This window comes from Bacillus sp. EB106-07-01-XG149, assembly GCF_058791555.1.
Genome location: NZ_JBYTDP010000006.1, coordinates 69,819 through 92,038, shown reverse-complemented (window position 1 = coordinate 92,038; position 22,220 = coordinate 69,819). Strand labels below are relative to the sequence as shown.

Here is a 22,220-nt window from a genome sequence, read left to right as displayed (position 1 = left end):
AATAGTTTAACGTTGGTTAGGTTTCGTTATGGGGAATATTATTTGTTTAATTAGTATTGTTTGTGGGATGGAAATAAGGTTTGGAGTTTGAACTTTAAAAATAGGGGGACTTGTGAAATGAGTATTAAGAAAAAACTTGGTATGGGTGTTGTAACTGCAGGGCTTGGTTTATCTTTAATTGGCGGGGGGACATATGCGTATTTTAGTGATAAGGAAGTATCACAAAACACGTTTGCAGCGGGTACTTTAGATTTGAGTGTTAATCCTGAAGTTGTTATTAATGTCGACAATATTAAACCAGGTGATGAAATGGAACGCGGTTTTCAATTAGTTAACAAAGGAACTTTAGCGATAGGAGACGTGAAACTTCTTACAGATTATAGTGTAATCGATGCTAAAGGAGATAATGGAAGTGCTGATTTTGGTGATCATATCCGTGTCGATTTCTTATGGAATTTGGATAAAAATGAGGTTCCAATTTGGTCTACTACATTATCTGAATTAAAGGTAGCTACGCAAAACGGAAGTATTCCTGATCTTGTACAAAAAGGTGTTGTAGACCGAGAAGGAAATGGACTTGCTCCTGGTGATGATGATACTTTCTATGTAATGTTCACATTTGTAGATAGCAATGAAGAGCAAAATGTATTTCAAGGAGATTCATTAAAATTAAATTGGACTTTCAATTCAATGCAGACAAAAGGTGAAGAGAGATAAAGATAAATGTTATATATAAGAATAAATTGATGAAGAATTGAGAAATAAAATTTTTAATAGTGTAAGGGTTGATTTAGTAAATCAACCTTTTTTGTGTTTTGAGAGAAAATTATGCTTGGATTATTTGAAAAAAAATAAGCTTGAAAGTTACGTTACGTCATCTTTTATACTTAAGGAAACAAGGAGTAGAGGGATGGTGTATATAATTTTGAAAAGTATGTGGGGATGGAAAGAAATTTTATATTTATTTGTGTTTGTATTTATTATTGTTCCAGTAACTGTTGAATCTCTTTTTTATGACTATGCTTTAAAAATAATAGGGAACTCATTATATGCTGGAGTATTAATGGGATTTATAATGGCAGTGATATTTACTACTGTAGTTTATCTTTTTTGTATAAAAAGATATAAGCTCTCGTGGAGAGATATTGGAATTCGGAAGCTTTCATGGAAAGATTTCTTATGGACATTTGGAGCGGTTATTTTCTTAATTGTAGTTAGTATTGCTGTATTAATGATAATGGAGAAAATGGGTATTTCTTTTGAAAATAGTAAAACGGAAACGGTCCAAAATGATAAATCAATATATTCATTCTGTATCGCGGTAATTGGAGCAGCAGTTATATCACCAATCTATGAAGAGATTTTGTATCGAGGGGTTTTTTATACGTTTTTTCGTGATAAATATGGTATATGGGGCGGAGTGCTTATAAGTTCCATAATATTTACCGTTGTTCATATTCCAACATATAACACATTACCAGTGAATTTTTTTAGTGGAGTAGTATTTGCGTGGTTATATGAGAAAACAAATTCTATTTTATCAGCTATGATTGCCCACGCATTATTCAATTTTATAGCAGTACTTCTCACATTTATGTCGAATTAAGAAGATATATAGGAGGGATACATATGGAAATAGCTGTAGAACGTGTTTTTACAAAAGAGGTTTTAAAAAGAGCGGCGAGTTTGTTTCATGTAGCAGTGGAAGAAAAACCACTTGGAGATTTTGAAAATTATATTTTTAAGGCAAAGGGTGATAGTGGTGAAGATTACGTATTACGTTTAACACACTCTTCTCATCGTTCTAAAAAAGAAGTTGAAGCTGAACTAGATTTTTTACGATATGTTGCGGAGCATGGGGCAAAGGTAGCAGGACCTCTTTATTCAAAGTCTCAAAATCTTGTAGAAGGGATTAGAGCAGAGGATGAAACTTTCTTTTTCGCTTCTTTATTTACATATGCAAAAGGTGAACAAGTAAAAGGAAAAGAATCGCCTTATTGGGGAGATGCTTATTTTGAAGCATGGGGAAAAGCGATTGGTCAACTGCACCGCTTAACAATGAACTACCCTAAAACAGATTATCGTGATACGTGGGAAGAAGACGAAAGTGGGATTGTTAATGAATTAGAAGATGATCAAGTGAAAAAGATTGCAGCGGTATTAATGGATGAAATAAAGGCTCTTCCCATTGAAAGAGAAACGTTCGGCCTTATGCACGGTGATATCCATCCCGGTAATTTTCATTATGATGGTAAAGAGCTAACAATCTTTGATTTTGATGATGCGGCTTATAATTACTTTATACATGATTTAGCGATGGTTCTCTATTACTCTGTTCTATTTACACCGTGGATAGCAGAAGAGAAGACAAATTTTGCTCGTAAACAGCTACAAGTGTTACGAAAAGGCTATGAGTATGAGCACAGACTAGCGGATAGTTGGTATGAATCGTTACCGTTGTTCTTACGTCTACGTGATGTTGGTTTATACGGTACACTTCAAAAGAAGTTTAAGGGGAAAGATATGCCAGATAACTTCCGGAAATTATCGAAAGAATTATATGAAAGAATTATAAGCAAAGAAGCAATTGTGAATATATAATACATTTTGTTCAAAACAAAGTATATAAAATAAATATATACTTTGTTTTTTTATACAAAAATATGTTTGTTTTATTAAAATAATATTGTTATAGATTAGGTATACACTTATAATTTTATGTATATTCTGAATATTCTTTATAAAGAAGGAGGGGGAATGTTGGAAGCTTTCGTGAATTGGTTAAATAATATTGTTTGGAGTCCAGCACTTGTTTATTTATGTTTAGGAGTAGGTTTATATTTTTCCATTCGAACGAGGTTTTTACAAGTAAGGCACGTAGGCGAAATGGTTAAGCTGACATTTCAAGGTGAAAAATCAGAGGCTGGTGTTTCTTCATTCCAAGCGTTAGCACTTTCGTTATCAGGGCGCGTTGGGACAGGGAATATAGCTGGGGTAGCAACAGCGGTTGCATTTGGTGGACCAGGAGCTGTATTTTGGATGTGGGCAGTGGCCTTTTTAGGGGCAGGATCAGCTTATGTAGAATCTACATTAGCACAAATATATAAGACGAAACATCAAGGACAGTTTCGTGGTGGACCTGCTTATTACATTGAAAAAGGTTTAGGTGTGAAATGGTATGCATTAGTATTCGTTGCAGCGACAATTCTTGCAACGGGGCTTTTACTACCAGGTGTGCAAGCAAATAGTATTGCTGTAAGTTTAGAAACAGCTTTTGGAATTAACACTACCGTATCAGGGGCTGTATTAGTTGTTGTATTAGCTCTTATCATCTTCGGTGGAGTAAAGCGAATTGTTAACGTGGCACAAGTTGTCGTACCGTTTATGGCAGTTGGTTATATTTTAGTAGCTTGCGTTATTGTTGCTATGAATATTGAAAAGTTGCCAGAAGCATTTATGTTAATTATAAGAAGTGCTTTTGCATTAGAGGCGGCTTTCGGTGGTATTATCGGTTTAGCAATTTCTTGGGGAGTAAAACGTGGTATTTATTCCAATGAAGCAGGGCAAGGAACTGGACCACATGCAGCAGCTGCTGCGGAAGTATCACATCCAGCTAAACAAGGTTTAGTGCAAGCATTTTCCGTTTACATTGATACATTATTTGTTTGTTCAGCAACAGCATTTATGATGATTATTACAGGCATGTATAACGTATTTGATGCAAGCGGAAAAAACTTTATCGTAAATAAATTAAATGGTGCTCAGCCAGGACCGGGATATACACAAGCTGCGGTAGAATCTGTTTTCCCTGGATTTGGAAACGGTTTCGTTGCAATCTCGTTACTATTCTTTGCATTTACAACAATTATGGCGTATTACTACATTGCAGAAACGAATATTGCGTACTTAAATCGTGATAAAGACCGTCCTTGGCTGTCTATGGTACTAAAGTTTGTATTTTTAGGAGCTGTATTCTACGGCTGTATAAAAACAGCAGCAACGGCGTGGGCTTTAGGTGACATCGGTGTAGGAATTATGGCATGGGTAAATATCATTGCGATTTTATTATTACAAAAACCTGCATTAGTTGCATTAAAGGATTATGAAAAGCAGAAAAAAGAAGGAAAAGATCCAGTATTCGATCCAGGGCCATTAGGAATTAAAAATGCTGATTTCTGGGAGCATGAATACGGAAAAGATAAGAAAGAAGAAGTATCTTAATAGAATAGAAATGAAGAAGCAAAGGGAAATCCCTTTGCTTTTTTTTATGGACAAAATGAGGTTGGAAGTTATTTTTTTGCCTATTTTTGAATATAAAAAGAATGTACATGCTTTGTTAAGGGAAGGGGGGAGTATGTTGATAGAGTTTCGTAATGTAAATAAATATTATGGTACCTTTCAAGTTTTAAAAGATATTAATGTACAAGTGAAAAAAGGTGAAGTGGTAGTAGTTGTTGGGCCGTCCGGATCAGGAAAAAGTACGTTGCTACGGTGTATAAATCAGTTAGAGACAATTACAGATGGAGCGTTAATTGTACAAGATACGGAAGTACACAATGCAAAAACAGATATGAATGAATTACGCCGAAATATTGGAATGGTCTTTCAACATTTTTATTTATATCCACATAAAACGGTTCTTCAAAATATTACACTAGCACCGATTAAAGTAAATAAAGTTTCAAAAGAGGAAGCTGAGCAAACAGCGATGTTTTATTTAGAGAAAGTAGGAATTCCGGAGAAGGCTAGTGTATACCCTCATCAATTATCCGGAGGACAACAGCAAAGGGTAGCAATTGCTAGGGGGCTCGCAATGCAGCCGGAAATTATGCTATTTGATGAGCCTACGTCTGCTCTTGATCCAGAGATGATCGGGGAAGTACTTGATGTTATGAAGACGCTAGCTAAAGAAGGGATGACGATGGTCGTTGTAACGCATGAAATGGGATTCGCGCGAGAAGTAGCAGATCGGATTTTGTTTATGGATGATGGTCAAATTATTGAAGATACAACACCGGCGCAATTTTTTGCAAGTCCTGAACAAGAAAGAGCTCGTCTATTTTTAAGAAGAGTGTTAAATCATTAAAGGGGGAGTTTTATGCTTAAAATGAAAAAGTTGTTTACGTTAATCGTATTTTCATGTTTATTCGTACTTGTCGTTGCTGGATGCGGAAGTAAAAAAGATGAGACGAAAGAAACGAACACGAAACAAGGCGGAGCTGTTGAGCAGATTAAAAAGCGCGGGAAACTAGTAGTTGGGGTGAAGAATGATACGAACTTATTTGGCTTGAAAAATCCTTCGACAGGACAGGTAGAAGGGTTTGATGTTGATATCGCAAAGGCGCTTGCGAAAAAAATCCTTGGAGATGAAAAGAAATTAGAATTAAAAGAAGTAACGTCTAAAACGCGTATTCCACTACTGAAAAATGGTGATATTGATGCAATTATCGCGACAATGACAATTACGGAAGAACGTAAAAAAGAAGTAGATTTTTCAGATGTATATTTTAAAGCAGGGCAATCGTTACTTGTGAAAAAAGGAAGCGATATTAAAAGTATTGATGATGTGAAAAAGGGTGTGAAAGTGTTAGCGGTAAAAGGTTCAACGTCTACAAATAATATTCGTCAAAAATCACCAGAATCGACTGTATTAGAATTTGAAAATTACAGTGAGGCATTTACAGCGTTAAAAGCAGGGAAAGGCGATGTATTAACGACAGATAATGCAATTCTTTACGGCATGGCAAAACAAGATTCGAATTATGAAGTTGTAGGGAAAATTTTCACGGATGAGCCGTACGGAATTGCAGTGCAGAAAGGTGCAGATGATTTAACGAAAGAGATTAATAGCTTGCTAAAAGATATGAAGGCGAACGGGGAGTACGACAAATTGTATGAGAAATGGATTGGGCAAAAACAAGAGAAGTAAAGTGATAGTTTCATTAATGGAGCTTTATTCTCATTGATAAATAGTAAGAGGATGAGGGATGCTCATCCTCTTCTTGTAAAGAAAGAGGGGAGAATATGTGCCTGATTTTTCTATATTGACGAATAACATTGATATGTATTTAGAGGGCTTTAAGTATACAGTTATGTCTAGTGTAATTGCGTTAATAGGCAGCTTTATTTTGGGAGTAATTTTGGCTGTAATGCGCATTGCACCTATTCGTATTTTAAATTGGTTGGGAACGGCTTTTGTAGAGTTTGTAAGAAATATTCCACTCGTATTAATTGCATTTATATTTTATTTCGCTTTACCTGTAATAGGAATTACTTTAAATGGTTTTGTAGCAGGAACAGTTACGCTTACCGTATATACTGCAGCGTTTATTGCGGAAGTCATTCGCGCTGGTATTTTATCAGTTGCAAAAGGTCAAATGGAAGCAGCGCGTTCCTCAGGATTAACGTATGTACAGGGGATGTATTATGTTGTTTTACCCCAGGCGATGAAAATCGTAATCCCTCCTCTAGGAAATCAATTTCTCAATTTAGTAAAAAACTCTTCCATACTCGGAATTATCGCTGGTACCGATTTGATGTATCAAGGAGATTTAATTTCAACGAAGACATTTGTTACGTTCGACGTTTATATATTTGTCGGGATATTTTATTTAATATTAACAATTCCGCTCAGTATGCTAGTGCGTTATTTAGAAAAACGCTTAGCAAAGGAGGCGGTGTAAATGGATTTTAAGGGAGCAATTACAGGAGATCATATTCTGTTTTTATTAAAAGGATTACTTATAACGTTAGAGGTAGCGCTCGTAGCAATTGTACTCAGCTTTATTATTGGTAGTATAATAGGGATATTGCGCTACATGAAAATCCCTGTCGTCTCACAAGTATTAGGAATTATCGTTGAAGTGATTCGAAACTTACCACTACTTTTAATTATATTTTTCACATATTTTGCGCTTCCAGAAGTAGGCTTGAAATTAGAGATTATAACAGCTGTAATTGTTGCTTTAACAATATTTGAAGCAGCAATGATATCTGAAATTGTTCGAAGTGGTCTATTATCGATTGAAAAAGGACAGATTGAGGCCGCAAGATCTTCAGGATTAACGTATGTTCAAGCACTGTGGCATATCATTTTACCACAAGCATTAAGAAGAATGGTCCCGCCGCTTGTCAGTCAGTTTATTTCATTGCTGAAAGATACATCATTAGCAGTTGGTATATCACTGCCAGAGCTTATGCATAATGCTCAAATTATTAGCGGGCAGAATGTAAATTATATGATTCCAACGTTTATAGTAGTAGCTTGTATGTACTTTATCGTAAATTATAGTTTATCAATTTTATCGAGAAGATTAGAACTTCGTTAACCTTTACAATATATGTAAAGGTTTTCCCTTGTTTCTCCTTATTTTCCTCTAATTAGAATCTAAATCTCACAATAATTCGGTTTTTTATATTATTTTATCAGAAAAGTTTTAATTTTATATAGAAATTGTAATCGCTTTCGTGTATATTTTTATTATCAGAAAATTTTAACAAGATATAGGGGTATCGGTAGGGGGAGGATTTAGATGCAGCAACCAACGAATGAGAAATTACATCGTACGATGAAGAGTAGACATTTATTTATGATCGCACTAGGTGGTGTAATCGGGACCGGTTTTTTCTTAGGTTCAGGTTACACCATTAATCAGGCTGGACCAGGGGGAGCCATCCTTTCCTATTTAGTGGGCGGATTTATTATGTATTTAACAATGCTTTGTCTCGGAGAGTTAACGGTAGCAATGCCGGTTTCAGGTTCTTTCCAAAAGTATGCGACGAAGTTTATTGGGCCAGGAACGGGCTTTATGATTGGCTGGCTATATTGGCTTGGCTGGGCAGTGACAGTAGGACTAGAATTAACGTCAATCGGTTTAATGATGAAAAGATGGTTTCCGAATGTTGATGTTTGGGTATGGTGTCTCGTATTCGGCGTTATTTTATATGCTTCAAATGCTATCTCAGCGAAGAGTTATGCTGAATTAGAGTTTTGGTTCTCTAGTATTAAAGTAGTTACAATTCTTGCATTTATTGTTCTTGGTGGTAGTGCATTATTAGGGTTTATATCATATGACGGAAAAGAAGCGGCACCTCTTTTCTCTAACTTTGTAAGCGATGGTGGATTATTCCCGAATGGACTAGCTGCCGTATTACTCACAATGATTACAGTTAACTTCTCGTTCCAAGGAACAGAGTTAATCGGGATTGCAGCAGGAGAAAGTAAAGACCCTGAAAAAACAATCCCACGTGCAATTCGTAATACAGTATGGCGCATTATGCTATTCTTCATTTTAACAATGACGATTTTAGTAGGATTAATTTCTTGGAAAGAAGCTGGCATAATTGAAAGTCCATTCGTAGTCGTATTTGATAAAATCGGTATTCCATACGCAGCTGATATTATGAACTTCGTTATTATTACAGCTTTACTATCTGTAGCGAATTCAGGATTATATGCGGCAACTCGTATATTATGGTCACTTGCAAATGAAGGAATGGCACCAACATCTTTCAAGAAAGTAAATAAACGAGGTATTCCAATTACAGCGCTAGTCGTAACAATTGCGGTAGCAGGGTTATCTTTATTCACAAGCTTCCTTGCAGAAGATACAGTATACATGTACTTATTATCTATAGCTGGTTTATCGGCTGTTTCGAGTTGGATCATTATTGCTTTATCGCAACTTCGCTTTAGAAGTCAGTATATAAAAGGCGGAGGAAAGTTAGAGGACTTAAAGTATAGAACACCACTATACCCGATTGTTCCAATTTTAGCTTTAATTACAAATAGCATCGTTGTTATTAGTTTAGCGTTTATTCCTGAACAAAGAATGGCGTTATACTGTGGTATTCCATTTATCATTTTCTGCTACATATATTATTATATGAGTAAGAAACGGAAGAAACCGAAGAAACCGATGAAAGTGGAGATGGAAAAAACAAATGAAACTAACAATCAAACACGATGATATAGAAGCAGGTTTATCGTATGGTCAATTAGCGATTGGAAAAGAAAACGGGTATTCACCGTTACAATTACTCATTTCTTCTATCGCAGGATGTAGTGCAATTGTCTTCCGAACAATTTTAGAAAAGAAACGTATTCCATACGATACGTTTACAATTGAGACTGAAATTGGTAGAAGTGAAGCTGTATCAAAACCAGTTGAAAGTGTTCATTTGCACTATAAAATCAAAGCACAAAACATTACAGAAGAGCAGTTGGACAAGGCGCTGCAACTTGCAGTGAAAAATTGTACGATTGTTCAATCTATAAAAGATAGTATAAAGGTTACGGAAACACTTGAACTAATAAAATGAAACATAAAAACGTGAGAATACGGCTCTCACGTTTTTATGTTTTTAATAAAGGGGGAAATATGATGGAATGTTTAGGGTGTAAATTAGCCAACGAAGAAGAAATTATATATAAAATATATGAAGATGACTATGTAACATGTTTTTTAGATCATGAACCTTTCTATCCAGGACATACTTTAATTGTGCCAAAGCAACATGTTGTAGAAGTAGACGAATTAGATGATGTTGTAGCAAAATCCATTATGGATGCTTCTAAGCTGATTGCAAAATCGATTAAGGCATTATATAAACCTGACGGAATTACAATTTGCCAAAATGGTGGAATCTTTAACGAGTTAACACATTACCATATGCATGTCGTACCAAGATATAAAGAGCGCTCGTTTGCCGAGTTTTATACGGTACAGCTAGGAGAAAAGAAGAATTATAACTTGGAAGAGACAAAGAATTTGTTAAAAGAAGCGATAGAGCAAATGCTGCTTACTGAAAAGGCGTAAGAGAGTTGTTTTTAACGGGGCAGTCAGGAAAATTACAATAAACAAAAAGCTCAATTTCTCAGTTACAATAGAGAAATTGGGCTTTTGTTTATTCTATTATTAAATTTTATCTATAAAAAGATTTTGCAGTGTCACAAAGTATAGCGCTCATTCGTTATATAGAGTGAGAGGAGGAATTATATGAAAGTTACAAACAACGGTTATGAAAAGATGGAAGAGCTATATGAGTTGTACGAACAAAAAATTTATTATGTGGCTTATTCTATTTTAAATAATATTCAGCAGGCTGAAGATGCGGTTCAAGAGACGTTTATTACTCTTTATAAGAACTTGGAAAAGCTCCATAGCTTGAGCACTGAAGAGCTTAAACGCTACATTTTGAAGGTCGCGAAAAACAAGGCGATTGATAGTTATCGGAAAAATAAGCGACATAAAACATTCTTAGAAGAATATGAAAGAGAATCAACAGAAGTAGTAGATGAAAATATTGAAGAGTGGGAAAAACGTAAAATGTCTGAGGTTCAAATTGATACATTGCTAAAAGAGTTAAATGAATCGAACAGACAGGTGTTTAAGTACAAAGTCTTCTATAACTTAACGTATCAAGAAATTTCAAGTGTCATGGGGATAACGGAGGCCAATGTCCGTAAGCAGTTTGAACGCGCTCGAAAACGAGTTCAAAATATGATAGGAGGTATACAACATGACGAATTCAAAGAACTCCAAAGAAATATATGAACTTGCTGAAAAAATTGCTTTAGATGATTTTGATAAACTCGAAGAACAGCATGAATTTTCACATACATATACGCGCAAAAAGAAATTGTTTATGGAGGAAATGAAGCTGAAAGATGGACAACCGCAGAAAAAGCGTAAAAAACATCGTATGTTAATCGCTGCTGCTTGCTTATTGATTGGCATGCCGACAACCGTTTTTGGGGCAGTGAAAGTCTATAATATGATTGTCCAAAAACAAAATTACGAAGTAAATGTTTCAGTAACAAACAATGACTCGAAAAAGGCTGACAAGTGGTATAAGTTGAAGATTGGTAAATTGCCAGAAAATATGGAAGCAATTGATGACAGTGCTATGAAATATTCATTTAAAGATAACTACGCAAAGGGTGGATTTTCATTCATTCTTTGGAGAGTAGGAAAAGATTCGAATTTTAAAACGCTGTACTCAAAAAGCTACGAAGAGAAAGAGATAAATGGCAAGAAAGCAGTGATTGTCAATAAAGAAACTGGAGACAACAATTTAGCGTTTAACAGAGAGGTCTTTCTCTTTTTTGAGAAAGAGGGGATCATGTTACAAAGTTATATTGGAAACGATATAAACGAAGAACAAATGGTGGATGTGTTAGGGAACATTTCCCTTGAGCCTACGTCAAAAGAAAAGGCATCACATATAACAGATTATGATAAAAAGTATTTTAGCGAAGAAAGTAAGCCTAAACAAACTAAGGTGATTCCTTTGAAAAAAGATAGTAAACGACTATTTCATATAGGACAAAAGGTTCCAGTAACCATTATCATGGATAACAGTAAAATTGAATATGTGATAGAAAAAGTTGAAGTTTTTGATTCCATTAAAGATTTTAAACAAGAAAACTTTAATGAACTTGGTTTAGGAATACTAAGCGAGAATCAGGCTTTGGATCAAGCTGGACAATTGATACCATATAGACGGGATGAATATAAATTTGGAAATGGTAAAGATTCAATTGATCAATTAGTAGAGTCAAGATTAATTCAGCCTAAATTTGTCTACTTGACAACAACAGTGAAAAATATAGGTAAACAGGAAACAAAAGAAATCTATATGCATCCATCCATACAAGTGCTTAAAAGTAAGGGGAATGTATGGAATTACGCTGAAAGAGCTGGAATTGCGGAAAAAAATATTATGACGGGCGAAGTTGATTATTTAGAACCTCACGGAGACGGGAAAAGCTTCTACAATATTGGCAGTATCCGACCAGGAGAAACGGTAAAAGTTAACTTAGGTTATTTTGTAGATGAAGATAAACTAGATTCAATCTTTTTGGATGCTTTCCATTACAGAGGGAATGGAAGTACTGAAAATATGAATGCGTCATATCGTTGGTGGATTGATATTCGTCAACAGTCAAAACAATAGGAACAAATAAACAAAAAGCTGCTTATATCTAGCAGCTTTTTTCGTCTTCATACATATGTAAAACTTCTTTCGCACGTATACGTAAACTATCTATCAATTCTTTTGGCTCTAAAACTCGTGCATCTTTTCCAAGTCTATAAAATAAAGGGGTAATAAAATTGATTTCACCTTTATCAATTGTTGAATGTATATATCCTGTCCCGTCTTCGTTTCCTACCACGAATTCTTCAAGGTAAGGCACGCTTTTACATTGGCGCACACCTTCTGTCGTTAATAAGACATGTAACTGGGTAGGAATGTTTATGACGTTAGAGCTAGAGTCAAACCATTCTTCTAAATTCATGAACGTACTTTCATTTTCTTCTGTTGATAATATAGAAAGAATACGATCAACGCGATACAGTAATACTTTTTTTCTACTGAAGTCATAGGATGGTAAGTACCATAGCCCGTCATGAGCATATACACCGATAGGGTGAACGTGTTTTGTTTTTATTCCTGTTTTAGATTCGTATTGAAAGTGTAAATTTTTATTTTCAATAGCGGCTGTTAATACTTCGTTTAAAAGAGGTGTATCAATTGTTCTCTTTGGATTCCAAAAAGCGATATAAGAACGTATTTTATCAACTTTCGTCTTCGCATCATGTTGTAGAGAGCTATACAGTTTATGTGTAACAGAATTGATCTCTGTATTAAAAGGCAGGTCTCGGTAGTAGCTTAAAGATTGAAAGGCAAAAAAGATGGAGACCGCTTCTTCTTCCGTAAATAAGATAGGTGGAATGACCCTATTTGTTAATACTTTATATCCTCCATTACGACCTTGTTCAGCATAAATGGGTAATCCCATATCACTTAAATCTAAAATGTATCTATGAACCGTACGAACGGAAATATTAAATTCATCAGCTATTTCTTGAGCTGTAAATGTCTTTTTGGCAGAAGCAAATATAAGAATATCTAATAAGCGTTTAGCTTTTGACAAATGTATCACCTTTTTCTTTTTAACATGACATAAAGTGTCATATTTTATTGTTAGTATATTGTTTACATCATATGTTATCAAGATGAGATATAAGGAGGAAAAATATGTCACGTGAAATAGTTTTATTTATTGCGGCGAGCTTAGATGGATATATTGCGAAAGAAAATGATGATTTAGAGTGGTTAATGGAAACGGAAGGAGAGGGAGATAACGGTTATACAGAAATGTACGAAACGATTGATACAATAATTATGGGAAAGAAAACGTACGATTATGTAGTAGAGCATACGGAAACATTCCCGTACTTAGATAAAACATGTTATGTTTTTTCTCGTTCAGAAAAAGGTTCAGACGGAAACGTAGAGTTTGTAAATGAAGATGTAGTGGAGTTTACAAAAAGGTTAAAAGCACAAGAAGGATCTAAAATATGGATGGTTGGTGGAGGAGAGCTACTGAGAGAATTCTTTAAGAATAATCTAATTGATGAATATGTTGTTACGATTACACCGCATATATTAGGCTCTGGTGTTCCATTATTTAAAGAAAAGAATCCAGAAATTAATTTAACTTTGACGGATACGAAACGTTTTGGGCAATTTGTAAATTTATATTATGAGGTAAAGTGAATAACCTACCAATGAATAGACCAAATCACATCTGATTTGGTCTATTCTTATTCCTAGTTATATCAATATTTATCTGTCTTTAACATATCAATTAACATAAGGGATAACAGATAACATATTAATTTCGATAATTCAAAAGGGAAATTGTAATTTTATGTTGAAATGAATATGGAAATTATGAAGAAATGTACTTAGATTACTGAGGTGGTTGTCTTGAATAAAGGGAGTGAGGAATTGGATGAAAAGAAACTATTAAAATTAGTTTTAGAAATTCAAGAGCTACAAGATTTTGGAGAAGATTTTGAACATAAACTGACTGTATTTGAAAAGAGTGTTCCTTATCCACGTGCAAAAGAATTATTTTTTGCTGACTACGGTGCAGAATACATTGTAAAAAGAGCTATTAATCATAAAAATATAAAGTTAGGAGAGTTAAATAGAGAAGAGTTAGTTACCTTGGTTCAAAAACTTATGGATACAGAAGGAGAAGAATGGGAGCTGGCAATTTGGTTGGACATGGTTAAATCGTCTGTTATTGACCCTAAAATAAGTGATTATATTTTCTGGAGTGATGAAGAATTAACTGCCAGAGAAATTATAGATAAAGCATTGGCTTATAAACCATTACAAATATAAAGAGTGTTACTTTAAGTAGAATTAAAGATTCTTTTTAGAATAAAGAGTGTGAAATGAATATGTTTAGAAATTTATTTAAGTTTTGCCTTTAATTTTATTTAAGTTAAAGGAGAATTTAATTCAATAAGACAATAAAAGACGCTCAGAGTTTTTTCTGCTCTGGGCGTTTTCATATGTCAATTATGATGTAAGTTTGTAGGTTAATTAATGATAGTTGTATTTCTATATAGATGATAATGAAATGATAAAACAAGACCCATGATCGACTTCGCTCGTTACAGTAATATTCCCGCTGTGTAGTTCTACAATTTCTTTCACGATAGATAGTCCTAAACCAGTTCCGCCTGTAGCGCGTGATCTAGCTTTATCAACTCGATAAAAGCGGTCGAAAATGTGAGGGAGGTCTTCAGGCGGAATACCTTCACCTTCATCTTCAATTGTAATGGAAATACGTTTATTTTCTTCTGTAACAGAAATGTTTATATGAGAATGTTCGTTTGAATGTCTATAAGCGTTATTTAAAATGTTCACTATAACTTGTTCAAATCGCTGTTCATCTAAGCTTACTACCAGTGTAGGAGGACAAAAGAAGGAAACTTTAATATGTCTTTCTTTATACATGGCGTTTACTTTTTCGGCTATGCGAGTAAGGAAGGTGTGTAAATGTACTTCTTTTACTTGAATAGAGAAGTTATGTTGTTCTATTTGTGCAAGTGAAAATAAATCTTGAACTAAGTTTGTAATGTAATCAGACTCATCTTTTATAATAGATAAATATCGCAAACGTTGCTCAGGAGATGTGGTTTCTTTTAAAGCAATGTCAGCATAACCTCTTACGTATGTTAACGGTGTTCGTAATTCGTGAGCAACACTTGCTAGAAATTCACTTCGCTCTGTTTTCATATAATGTAAATCATTAGCAAGCGTTTGAATAGATGATGCTAGCTCACCAATTTCATCATTTCGAGTAGTTGTTAATGAAACAGATAAGTCGCCTTTACTCATTTTTTCAGTGGCATGTTTCATGTGTAACAATGGTTTTGTTAACAACCGTGATAATAGAAAGATGGTGATGGCTGTTAATAGAAAAGTAATGACTCCAGCAATAATGAATTGTCTTGTTAGCCCGTTAACCATTTCCTCGATTGATTCCGTTCCGAGAAACATATATACGTAGCCTTCTGTTTTGCCTGCCACTATAATAGGACTAACTGTACATATATAATTAGATGTTTTCCAATGATTTTCTATAATTGCTCCGTCATGATCTGTCCGTGTTTGCATTTTTTCGATATGCTTTTTTATCGTAGTATTTATTTTGTTGGATTTAGCCAGTACTTCTTTATTTGCATTTGTAATAACAACAGTGGTTTCAGCTTCGGATTCCATTAGGGCAACATGGGAGATTGTTTGCTTATCAAAATACTTTTCAAGGACATCTCGGTGACTATTTCCGCGCTTTAATAAAGCTGTCATTTCTTCATTTACTCTATTGTTGACAAGGCTATAATAAAGTAAGACAAATAGAACACTTTCGATTAAAAGTGTAACAATTAAAAAATAAAATCCGAGTTGAATAGATATTCGCTTCATCGTTTTGCTCCTTAATCTAGAGTATCAATCCATCGATACCCGACTCCGTAAACAGTTTTTAAATGATGATCAATAGGAAAATTTACTTTTCGTAATTTATCACGCAAATTACGAATATGTGAATCGACTGTTCTATCTTCTGTATTTGTATTTAATCCCCAAATTCGTTCAATGAGCTGATCGCGGCTTAATACGTAGTTCACATGACGTAAAAATAATCCGAGTAAAGAGAATTCGATTGGAGTGAGAAGAAGTTCTTCATTATGGACAGAAGCGAAATGCTTTGCCTCATCCCATAAAATGCCGTGATATTGGATTTGTGCGTGTTGATTCGTTCGCCTTAAAACAGCTTCAATTCTTGCGAAAAGCTCCTCTTCATGGAACGGTTTCGTCACGTAATCATCTGCGCCAAGTTTTAATCCTTGGACGACATCTACCGTTTGATCACGAGCAGTTACCATAATGATAGGAACGTTACTAAATGATCGAATTCTTTTGCACGTTTCCCATCCGTCCATCTTTGGCATCATAATATCAAGTAAAACAAACTTGAAGTTTCGATTTTCTATATGTGAAATAGCTTCTTCACCGGATACTGCACATACGCAGTTGTATCCGATTGGAGTAAGATAAAGTGTTAATAATTCAAGCATTCTCGGCTCATCATCTACGAGTAGTATATCGACCATAGAGTACCTCCGCATTTGTAGTTATTATTTAAATTGTAAGTCAAAATCATGAAGAAATGGTGCAGATTATAATGCATCTGCATAATTTCTTCAGAATTGCTTGTTATTGTAAAGGTGAAATTCTAATTTAGGTAATCATATTGGCTCGAAAACGATTCATACGGAGGCGGTATAGTGAAAAAGATGACCCGAATTTTAGGGATAACAATAATTGCGGCGGCTGGTCTTGCGGCGTGTGGGCAAACGAACACAGATCATAAAAATCATGAATCTAAAGAAGAGAAGAAAACAGAGCAAAAGGAAATGAAAATGAAAATGAAGCAGGAGGTAAGTGCGCCGAAAGAAATGAATAAAGGGGCATCGAATGATGTATTAACGACGAGTTTAAAAAATGTAACGAGATTAAATACAAATGACCCTATGCAAATGGCAGTATTAACTTCGCAAACGATATGGCCAGCAACGCATAAAGAGAATCAGCCAGGCGCTGTTATTTTAGTACCAGTAAACGAGTGGCAATTAGGTATTGCAAGTGCGGATCTTATTCACCATCCGAATAACGGGCCAATTTTATTTATAGAAAAAGAAAAGGTACCCGAAATGACGTTAAAAGAAATAAAACGATTAAATCCGCTCGGAACGAAAGATGGAACACAAATTATGTTGATGGGGGATGTAGGTCCATCTATCCTTGAGCAATTAAAAGCATATAAAGTAAAGCAAATAAAAGAAACGGATCCAGCTAAATTTGCTAAAGATGTGGATAAAGAATATGCCGATATAACAGGTAGCTATCCAAATAGTGTTATTATCGGTTCGTCTGAAGAAGAAGGGCGTTTATATACAACACCAGCTGTAAATTGGATTTCTCATATGCCAGAACCGCTTTTATATACAGAAAAAGATAAAGTGCCAGAAGCGACGATAGAGGCATTAAAGATGAGAAAAGATAAAGCGAATATATATGTATTAGGACCAGAAAAAATCATTTCAAAAGCAGTAGAAAAAGAGTTAAGTAAATACGGAAAAATAACGCGTATTAGTGGAGAGACTCCAACAGAAAATTCGGTTGCATTTGCGAAGTTTAAAGATGAAAAAACGAAATTTGGATGGGGGTTTACAAAACCAGGTCACGGTTTATCATTTGTTTCAAGCAAAACACCAGACTTAGCAGTTGCAGGGGCACCATTTTCACATATGGGTAAACACGCACCTGTTGTATTGTTAGAAGAAGGGAAAGCTTCACAGCCAGTGTATGAATTCCTTGCTAGTATTCAGCCGAAGTTTAAAGATGACCCAACACTTGGACCGTATAACCACGGCTTCTTATTAGGAAGTACGAGTGATATTTCATTTGAAACACAAGGTATACTGGATGAAAGGTTAGAGATTGTTCAGGAAAGTGGTCAAGGGCACGGTGGACATTAATGAAATGAGAAAAGACGCTATGAAGGTAGCGTCTTTTTTTAGGAAACTTTTACATAGCGCAAAATCCTCTACTCGTTATATAATAGCCTTCGTGCAGTCGGCCTAGGTTTTCTTATGGAGAAAATCAAATGATAAAAGAGTAGAGGAGTGGTATTTTGTTTCAAACGATAAAAAATGACTGGTTCTCCAATGTGAAAGGGGATGTGCTGTCAGGAATTGTTGTTGCTTTAGCGTTAATTCCTGAAGCGATTGCTTTCTCAGTTATTGCAGGCGTGGATCCGACCGTTGGGTTATACGCAGCCTTTTGTATTGCAGTTACCATTTCATTTGTTGGCGGACGAACTGGGATGATTTCAGCTGCAACAGGTGCAATGGCATTATTAATGGTCACGCTCGTGAAAGATCACGGTTTGCAATACTTATTTGCTACAACAATATTAACCGGTATTGTCCAAATTATTTTTGGCGTGTTCAAACTGAGCTCATTTATGAAGTTTGTACCTAAATCTGTTATGAGTGGTTTTTTAAATTCACTTGGAATTTTAGTTTTTACAGCGCAATTACCACATTTTAAACATGCAACTTGGCAAATGTATGCACTTGTCGCATTAGGACTTGTAATTATATATGTATTTCCACGTATTACGACGGCTGTACCGTCTACACTTATTTCTATTATTATTGTGACAAGTATTGCACTTATGAGCGGATTGCAGTTAAAAACAGTAGGAGATATGGGAAGCTTGCCGAAAGAATTACCGTTCTTTAGCATTCCTGACGCACCTTTTACACTTGAGACGTTAGGGATTATTTTACCGTACGCAGTTATGCTTGCAATTATCGGTTTACTAGAGTCATTATTAACAGCTTCAGTTTTAGATGATATGACGCATACGGAAAGTAATAAACATAAAGAAGCACGTGGGCAAGGTATTGCAAATATTGTGGCTGGTTTCTTCGGAGGAATGGCAGGGTGTGCAATGATTGGACAATCTGTTATTAATATTAAATCAGGTGGACGAGGTCGTTTATCCACATTTGTAGCGGGCGGATTTTTAATCGTATTACTATTTGTTTTAGGTGACTATGTCGTTCATATTCCAATGGCAGCTTTAGTTGCAGTAATGATTATGGTTTCAATCGGAACATTTGATTGGAACTCTGTAACAACGATTCATAAAGTACCAAAAGGAAATGCGTTTGTTATGATCGTAACAGTTGTGATTGTCTTAATTACACATAATTTAGCATTAGGTGTAATTATTGGAACAGTAATTAGTGCGGTTTTATTTGCATTCAATATGGCAAAGATTCACGTGAAACATTTATATATTGAAAATAAGAAAATATACGAAATTCATGGTCAACTTTTCTTTGCATCTACAGCAGACTTTATAAATAATTTTTCATTCAATGAAGATGTGGAAGAAATTGAGTTGAACTTTACTTATGCGCATATATGGGATGATTCAGCAGTAGCTGCAATTGATAAAGTTATCATGAAGTATGAACAAAGTGGCGTGAAAGTAAGTATAACGGGATTAAATGAACGAAGCTCGAAGATTATTTCAAATTTAGCTACTTATAATAAAAGAATTGCTAGTTAGAAGCCTCCTTTTTAGGGGGCTTTATTATATAATACGGGTAGGATAACGAAAAGGGGATTCAGCATATGTACAAACAAATTATATTAGCATGTGACGGTTCTGAACATGCACTTCGAGCAGCGGAACATGCAACATATATTGCGAAATGTAGCGAAGAAACAAATGTTGAAGTTGTGTACGTAGTAGATAATAGAACGGCAAAATCAGATATTATACAAGGTCAAACAGATCTAGAAACAATATCGGCTAGTCGAAAAGATAAATTAAAAGAGATTGAAGGTTTATTAAAGAAAGAGAACATTTCTTATAAAATTACGATATTACATGGCGATCCAGGAGATACGATTGTTCAATATGTAAATACAGGAGACATAGATCTTGTTATCGCTGGAAGTAGAGGATTAAATACACTGCAAGAGATGGTGCTTGGTAGTGTAAGTCATAAAATAGCAAAACGAGTGAAATGCCCGGTGATGATTATTAAATAAATTGAGTGAGATACTCTGTAGTGTAAGCAGGACTTTGATATAATTCAAGGTCCTTTTTGGCGTATAAAAGGGGAAGGTATGGACATACTAGATACATAAGTTTTAGAAAATGTTAACTTACAAATTTGTAAGTTTGTTGTCAGAAAAATCGATGTTATGAAATTTTTCCCATTGGTAAAATAAGAGTATCAAAGGGGAGATAGGGAGGATGGAAGTAATGAAATCATTGCAAAATTTATCATATAGTCAAGGGGTAAGCTTAATTTGTTTAGGCGGATTTGCTGCATCTGTTACGTTAGCTATTTTAATAAAGATGGTTCATCAAATCTTTTAATTTTAGAGTAGGGAAGGAATTGGTTGTTATTAATAGCAAGAGAAGTATTATAAATAGAAAATAGCTCCTAGCATGTATCTTAGTGCTAGGAGCTATTTTCTTATTTCTCTGTTTCTGCTTTATCGCTTGTTACGCTAACTTTACCCCACTTGTATTGATCTTCTGGTGTATATTTATAATCTTTTACGCGATTATTTACACCTTTTAAGTCAAATTTATAATGAAGTGGAATTAATGGTACTTCGTCATGAACTAATTTTTGCCATTTATCGTAGACATCTTTACGGTACTTTTCATCAGCAGCTTCTGGAGAAATACCTTGTTTTAATAATTCTGTGTTTTTGTCAGTAGCCCAACGTGGGTAATTGAACGCTGCATCTTTAGCCCAAATACCAGAAGGATCTGGGTCAGATCCAGTTCCCCAAGCTGCCGCGAAAAGATCAACTTTTGGATCATCTTTTTTAATCATATCGTAGAATGAGTTAAATTCATGTAAGCGACCATCAAGAAGCTCTACTTTTAGGCCGATGTCTTTCCAAGATTGAATAAAGAATTTTGCAAGTGGTTCACTTACATCGCTACCACTCATTGATAAGAAATTAGCTTTAAATTCTTTACCATTCGGATCTTCACGGAATCCATCTCCGTTCGTATCTTTATAGCCAGCTTCATCTAATAATTTTTTAGCTTTCTCTATATCTTTATCATAGGCACCAGCTTTATTGTTATGATATTTTGGTAGAGATGGTGGAATTGGTGAGTTAGCCGGATAACGTAGGCCGTGATATAATTTTTCACCAATTTCTTTTCGATCGATAGCATACGCCATTGCTTGACGTACACGAACATCTTTAAATTTCTCCTTATCCATCACTACTTCTTCTTTTTCTTTATCCATATGGCCTAATTTAAAACCGATATAGCTATAGTATAAATCAGTTTTACCGACTAATTGTGCATTTTTTAATTTACTTACATTTGGATACTGATCTGCACTTACTTCAGCAATGTCAATATCACCATTTTTTAAGGACGCGTTAACAACGGAAGGGTTAACAACTTTTAAAACCATACTTTTTAGTTTTGGTTTTCCGCCATAATAATCATCAAAACGTTCAAATTCAACGGCTTCACCTGGCGTAATTTTCTTCACTTTAAAAGGCCCGAAACCAATTGGGTTTTTACGAATTTTATCAGATTCTGCTAATTTATCGATTGGTACATCTCCTAAGTATTTCTTATGAAGAGGATATGTCCAAAGTCCAGTTTTCACTGAAGGATTCGGTTCTTTAAATGTAATCGAAATTGTTTTTGGATCCGTTACCTTTATACCCGAAATTTTTTCGGCTTTTCCATTATGGTAATCTTCCATACCTTCAATCATTTGCATTTGAGTGTCATAGCGAGAACCAGCATATTGTTTGTTACCAATTACTAGATAAGAGTATTCTAAATCCTCAGCGGTAACAGGGTTTCCATCATGCCATTTTACATTATCTTTGATTTTTAATGTAATTGTCTTTTTATCTTTAGAAATTTCATATGTAGCAGCGCCATCATTCGTGTATTCCCAGTTTTCGTCATTTGATAATAAAGATTCATCGAAAATTGTAATGACTTGGTTATCAGGATCTCCTTCATATACAGCGAAGTTCAAAAGTCCTTCAAATGGTGTGTTAGAAACAAGACCATATGTTAATGAACCATCTTTAATTTCCTTTTTATCATTTTTAACAGATGCACTAAATTTATTTGTATCTACTTTTTTTGTGCTGCTCGTTTTTTCACTACCACCACTGCCCCCACATGCTGAAAGTAGTAATGTTGAAACGGCAAGTGTACTTAATACTTTGAAAAATTTTGGCTTATTTGTCATTTC

23 protein-coding genes are annotated in these 22,220 nt (G+C 34.8%); 19 read left to right on the top strand and 4 right to left on the bottom strand.

The window, feature by feature from the left end; translation table 11 throughout:
• Positions 1–117 precede the first annotated feature (117 nt).
• The 13 genes from AC3WTA_RS22490 (at position 118) to AC3WTA_RS22430 (ending at position 11,958) form a co-directional block, all read left to right on the top strand.
• Positions 118–717 (top strand): TasA family protein, encoded by a 600-nt coding sequence (locus tag AC3WTA_RS22490; RefSeq protein WP_000023371.1) that lies wholly within the window; start codon positions 118–120, stop codon positions 715–717.
• A gap of 202 nt (positions 718–919) precedes the next feature.
• A complete protein-coding gene (locus AC3WTA_RS22485) occupies positions 920–1,606 on the top strand; it encodes a CPBP family intramembrane glutamic endopeptidase (protein WP_033659184.1) in 687 nt (228 codons plus the stop codon).
• A 23-nt stretch (positions 1,607–1,629) separates the two neighbouring features.
• Positions 1,630–2,601: a phosphotransferase enzyme family protein gene (locus AC3WTA_RS22480; RefSeq protein ID WP_088106825.1), complete on the top strand. Its 972-nt coding sequence runs from the start codon at positions 1,630–1,632 to the stop codon at positions 2,599–2,601.
• Positions 2,602–2,760: 159 nt separating this feature from the next.
• Complete coding sequence (locus AC3WTA_RS22475; protein WP_000387179.1) at positions 2,761–4,221, top strand: alanine/glycine:cation symporter family protein; 1,461 nt, start codon at positions 2,761–2,763, stop codon at positions 4,219–4,221.
• Positions 4,166–5,086 (top strand): amino acid ABC transporter ATP-binding protein, encoded by a 921-nt coding sequence (locus tag AC3WTA_RS22470; RefSeq protein WP_002096857.1) that lies wholly within the window; start codon positions 4,166–4,168, stop codon positions 5,084–5,086. Before AC3WTA_RS22475 ends, AC3WTA_RS22470 begins: the two co-directional genes overlap by 56 nt.
• Positions 5,087–5,098: 12 nt before the next feature.
• A complete protein-coding gene (glnH, locus tag AC3WTA_RS22465; RefSeq protein ID WP_000916495.1) occupies positions 5,099–5,929 on the top strand; it encodes a glutamine ABC transporter substrate-binding protein GlnH in 831 nt (276 codons plus the stop codon).
• A 97-nt stretch (positions 5,930–6,026) separates the two neighbouring features.
• Positions 6,027–6,683 (top strand): amino acid ABC transporter permease, encoded by a 657-nt coding sequence (locus tag AC3WTA_RS22460; RefSeq protein WP_001112680.1) that lies wholly within the window; start codon positions 6,027–6,029, stop codon positions 6,681–6,683.
• The gene (locus AC3WTA_RS22455; protein ID WP_000345967.1) at positions 6,684–7,328 is read left to right on the top strand and encodes an amino acid ABC transporter permease; all 645 of its coding nucleotides are present in this window, start codon (positions 6,684–6,686) and stop codon (positions 7,326–7,328) included.
• Between the two features lie 204 nt (positions 7,329–7,532).
• A complete protein-coding gene (locus AC3WTA_RS22450) occupies positions 7,533–8,969 on the top strand; it encodes an amino acid permease (protein WP_492333031.1) in 1,437 nt (478 codons plus the stop codon).
• On the top strand, positions 8,944–9,321 hold the full coding sequence (locus tag AC3WTA_RS22445; RefSeq protein WP_000778850.1) for an OsmC family protein: 378 nt from the start codon (positions 8,944–8,946) through the stop codon (positions 9,319–9,321). Before AC3WTA_RS22450 ends, AC3WTA_RS22445 begins: the two co-directional genes overlap by 26 nt.
• A 62-nt stretch (positions 9,322–9,383) precedes the next feature.
• Complete coding sequence (locus AC3WTA_RS22440) at positions 9,384–9,818, top strand: HIT family protein (RefSeq protein ID WP_000388965.1); 435 nt, start codon at positions 9,384–9,386, stop codon at positions 9,816–9,818.
• Between the two features lie 180 nt (positions 9,819–9,998).
• Positions 9,999–10,556, top strand: a complete 558-nt coding sequence (locus AC3WTA_RS22435) for an RNA polymerase sigma factor (RefSeq protein WP_000869296.1) — start codon at positions 9,999–10,001, stop codon at positions 10,554–10,556.
• The gene (locus AC3WTA_RS22430; RefSeq protein WP_078183482.1) at positions 10,522–11,958 is read left to right on the top strand and encodes a DUF4367 domain-containing protein; all 1,437 of its coding nucleotides are present in this window, start codon (positions 10,522–10,524) and stop codon (positions 11,956–11,958) included. Before AC3WTA_RS22435 ends, AC3WTA_RS22430 begins: the two co-directional genes overlap by 35 nt.
• Before the next feature lie 28 nt (positions 11,959–11,986).
• On the opposite strand, the gene AC3WTA_RS22425 is transcribed toward AC3WTA_RS22430, so the two are convergent.
• A complete protein-coding gene (locus AC3WTA_RS22425) occupies positions 11,987–12,940 on the bottom strand; it encodes a helix-turn-helix transcriptional regulator (RefSeq protein WP_000030253.1) in 954 nt (317 codons plus the stop codon).
• Between the two features lie 104 nt (positions 12,941–13,044).
• On the opposite strand from AC3WTA_RS22425, the gene AC3WTA_RS22420 reads away from it, so the two are divergent.
• Positions 13,045–13,566, top strand: a complete 522-nt coding sequence (locus AC3WTA_RS22420; protein ID WP_000085784.1) for a dihydrofolate reductase family protein — start codon at positions 13,045–13,047, stop codon at positions 13,564–13,566.
• A gap of 213 nt (positions 13,567–13,779) precedes the next feature.
• Positions 13,780–14,202, top strand: coding sequence for a bacteriocin immunity protein (locus AC3WTA_RS22415; RefSeq protein WP_001032608.1), 423 nt, complete (start codon positions 13,780–13,782; stop codon positions 14,200–14,202).
• 222 nt (positions 14,203–14,424) lie between these two features.
• Here AC3WTA_RS22415 and AC3WTA_RS22410 read toward each other — a convergent pair whose 3' ends face one another.
• Positions 14,425–15,795, bottom strand: a complete 1,371-nt coding sequence (locus tag AC3WTA_RS22410) for a sensor histidine kinase (protein WP_000822572.1) — start codon at positions 15,793–15,795, stop codon at positions 14,425–14,427.
• A gap of 11 nt (positions 15,796–15,806) precedes the next feature.
• Complete coding sequence (locus AC3WTA_RS22405; RefSeq protein ID WP_000227658.1) at positions 15,807–16,484, bottom strand: response regulator transcription factor; 678 nt, start codon at positions 16,482–16,484, stop codon at positions 15,807–15,809.
• A 174-nt stretch (positions 16,485–16,658) separates the two neighbouring features.
• Here AC3WTA_RS22405 and AC3WTA_RS22400 point away from each other — a divergent pair, with 174 nt between their 5' ends.
• From AC3WTA_RS22400 to AC3WTA_RS22385, 4 genes are all read left to right on the top strand, one after another.
• Positions 16,659–17,912 (top strand): cell wall-binding repeat-containing protein, encoded by a 1,254-nt coding sequence (locus AC3WTA_RS22400; protein WP_000738886.1) that lies wholly within the window; start codon positions 16,659–16,661, stop codon positions 17,910–17,912.
• A 155-nt stretch (positions 17,913–18,067) separates the two neighbouring features.
• Positions 18,068–19,519, top strand: coding sequence for a SulP family inorganic anion transporter (locus AC3WTA_RS22395; RefSeq protein WP_088106826.1), 1,452 nt, complete (start codon positions 18,068–18,070; stop codon positions 19,517–19,519).
• 65 nt (positions 19,520–19,584) lie between these two features.
• The gene (locus AC3WTA_RS22390) at positions 19,585–20,007 is read left to right on the top strand and encodes a universal stress protein (protein ID WP_000277996.1); all 423 of its coding nucleotides are present in this window, start codon (positions 19,585–19,587) and stop codon (positions 20,005–20,007) included.
• A gap of 208 nt (positions 20,008–20,215) precedes the next feature.
• Positions 20,216–20,341 carry a DUF4027 family protein gene (locus tag AC3WTA_RS22385; RefSeq protein WP_000453509.1) on the top strand — a complete coding sequence of 42 codons (126 nt, stop codon included), beginning with the start codon at positions 20,216–20,218 and terminating at the stop codon, positions 20,339–20,341.
• A gap of 100 nt (positions 20,342–20,441) precedes the next feature.
• On the opposite strand, the gene opp4A is transcribed toward AC3WTA_RS22385, so the two are convergent.
• Positions 20,442–22,217, bottom strand: coding sequence for an oligopeptide ABC transporter substrate-binding protein (gene opp4A, locus AC3WTA_RS22380; protein WP_000182624.1), 1,776 nt, complete (start codon positions 22,215–22,217; stop codon positions 20,442–20,444).
• Between the last annotated feature and the right edge of the window lie 3 nt (positions 22,218–22,220).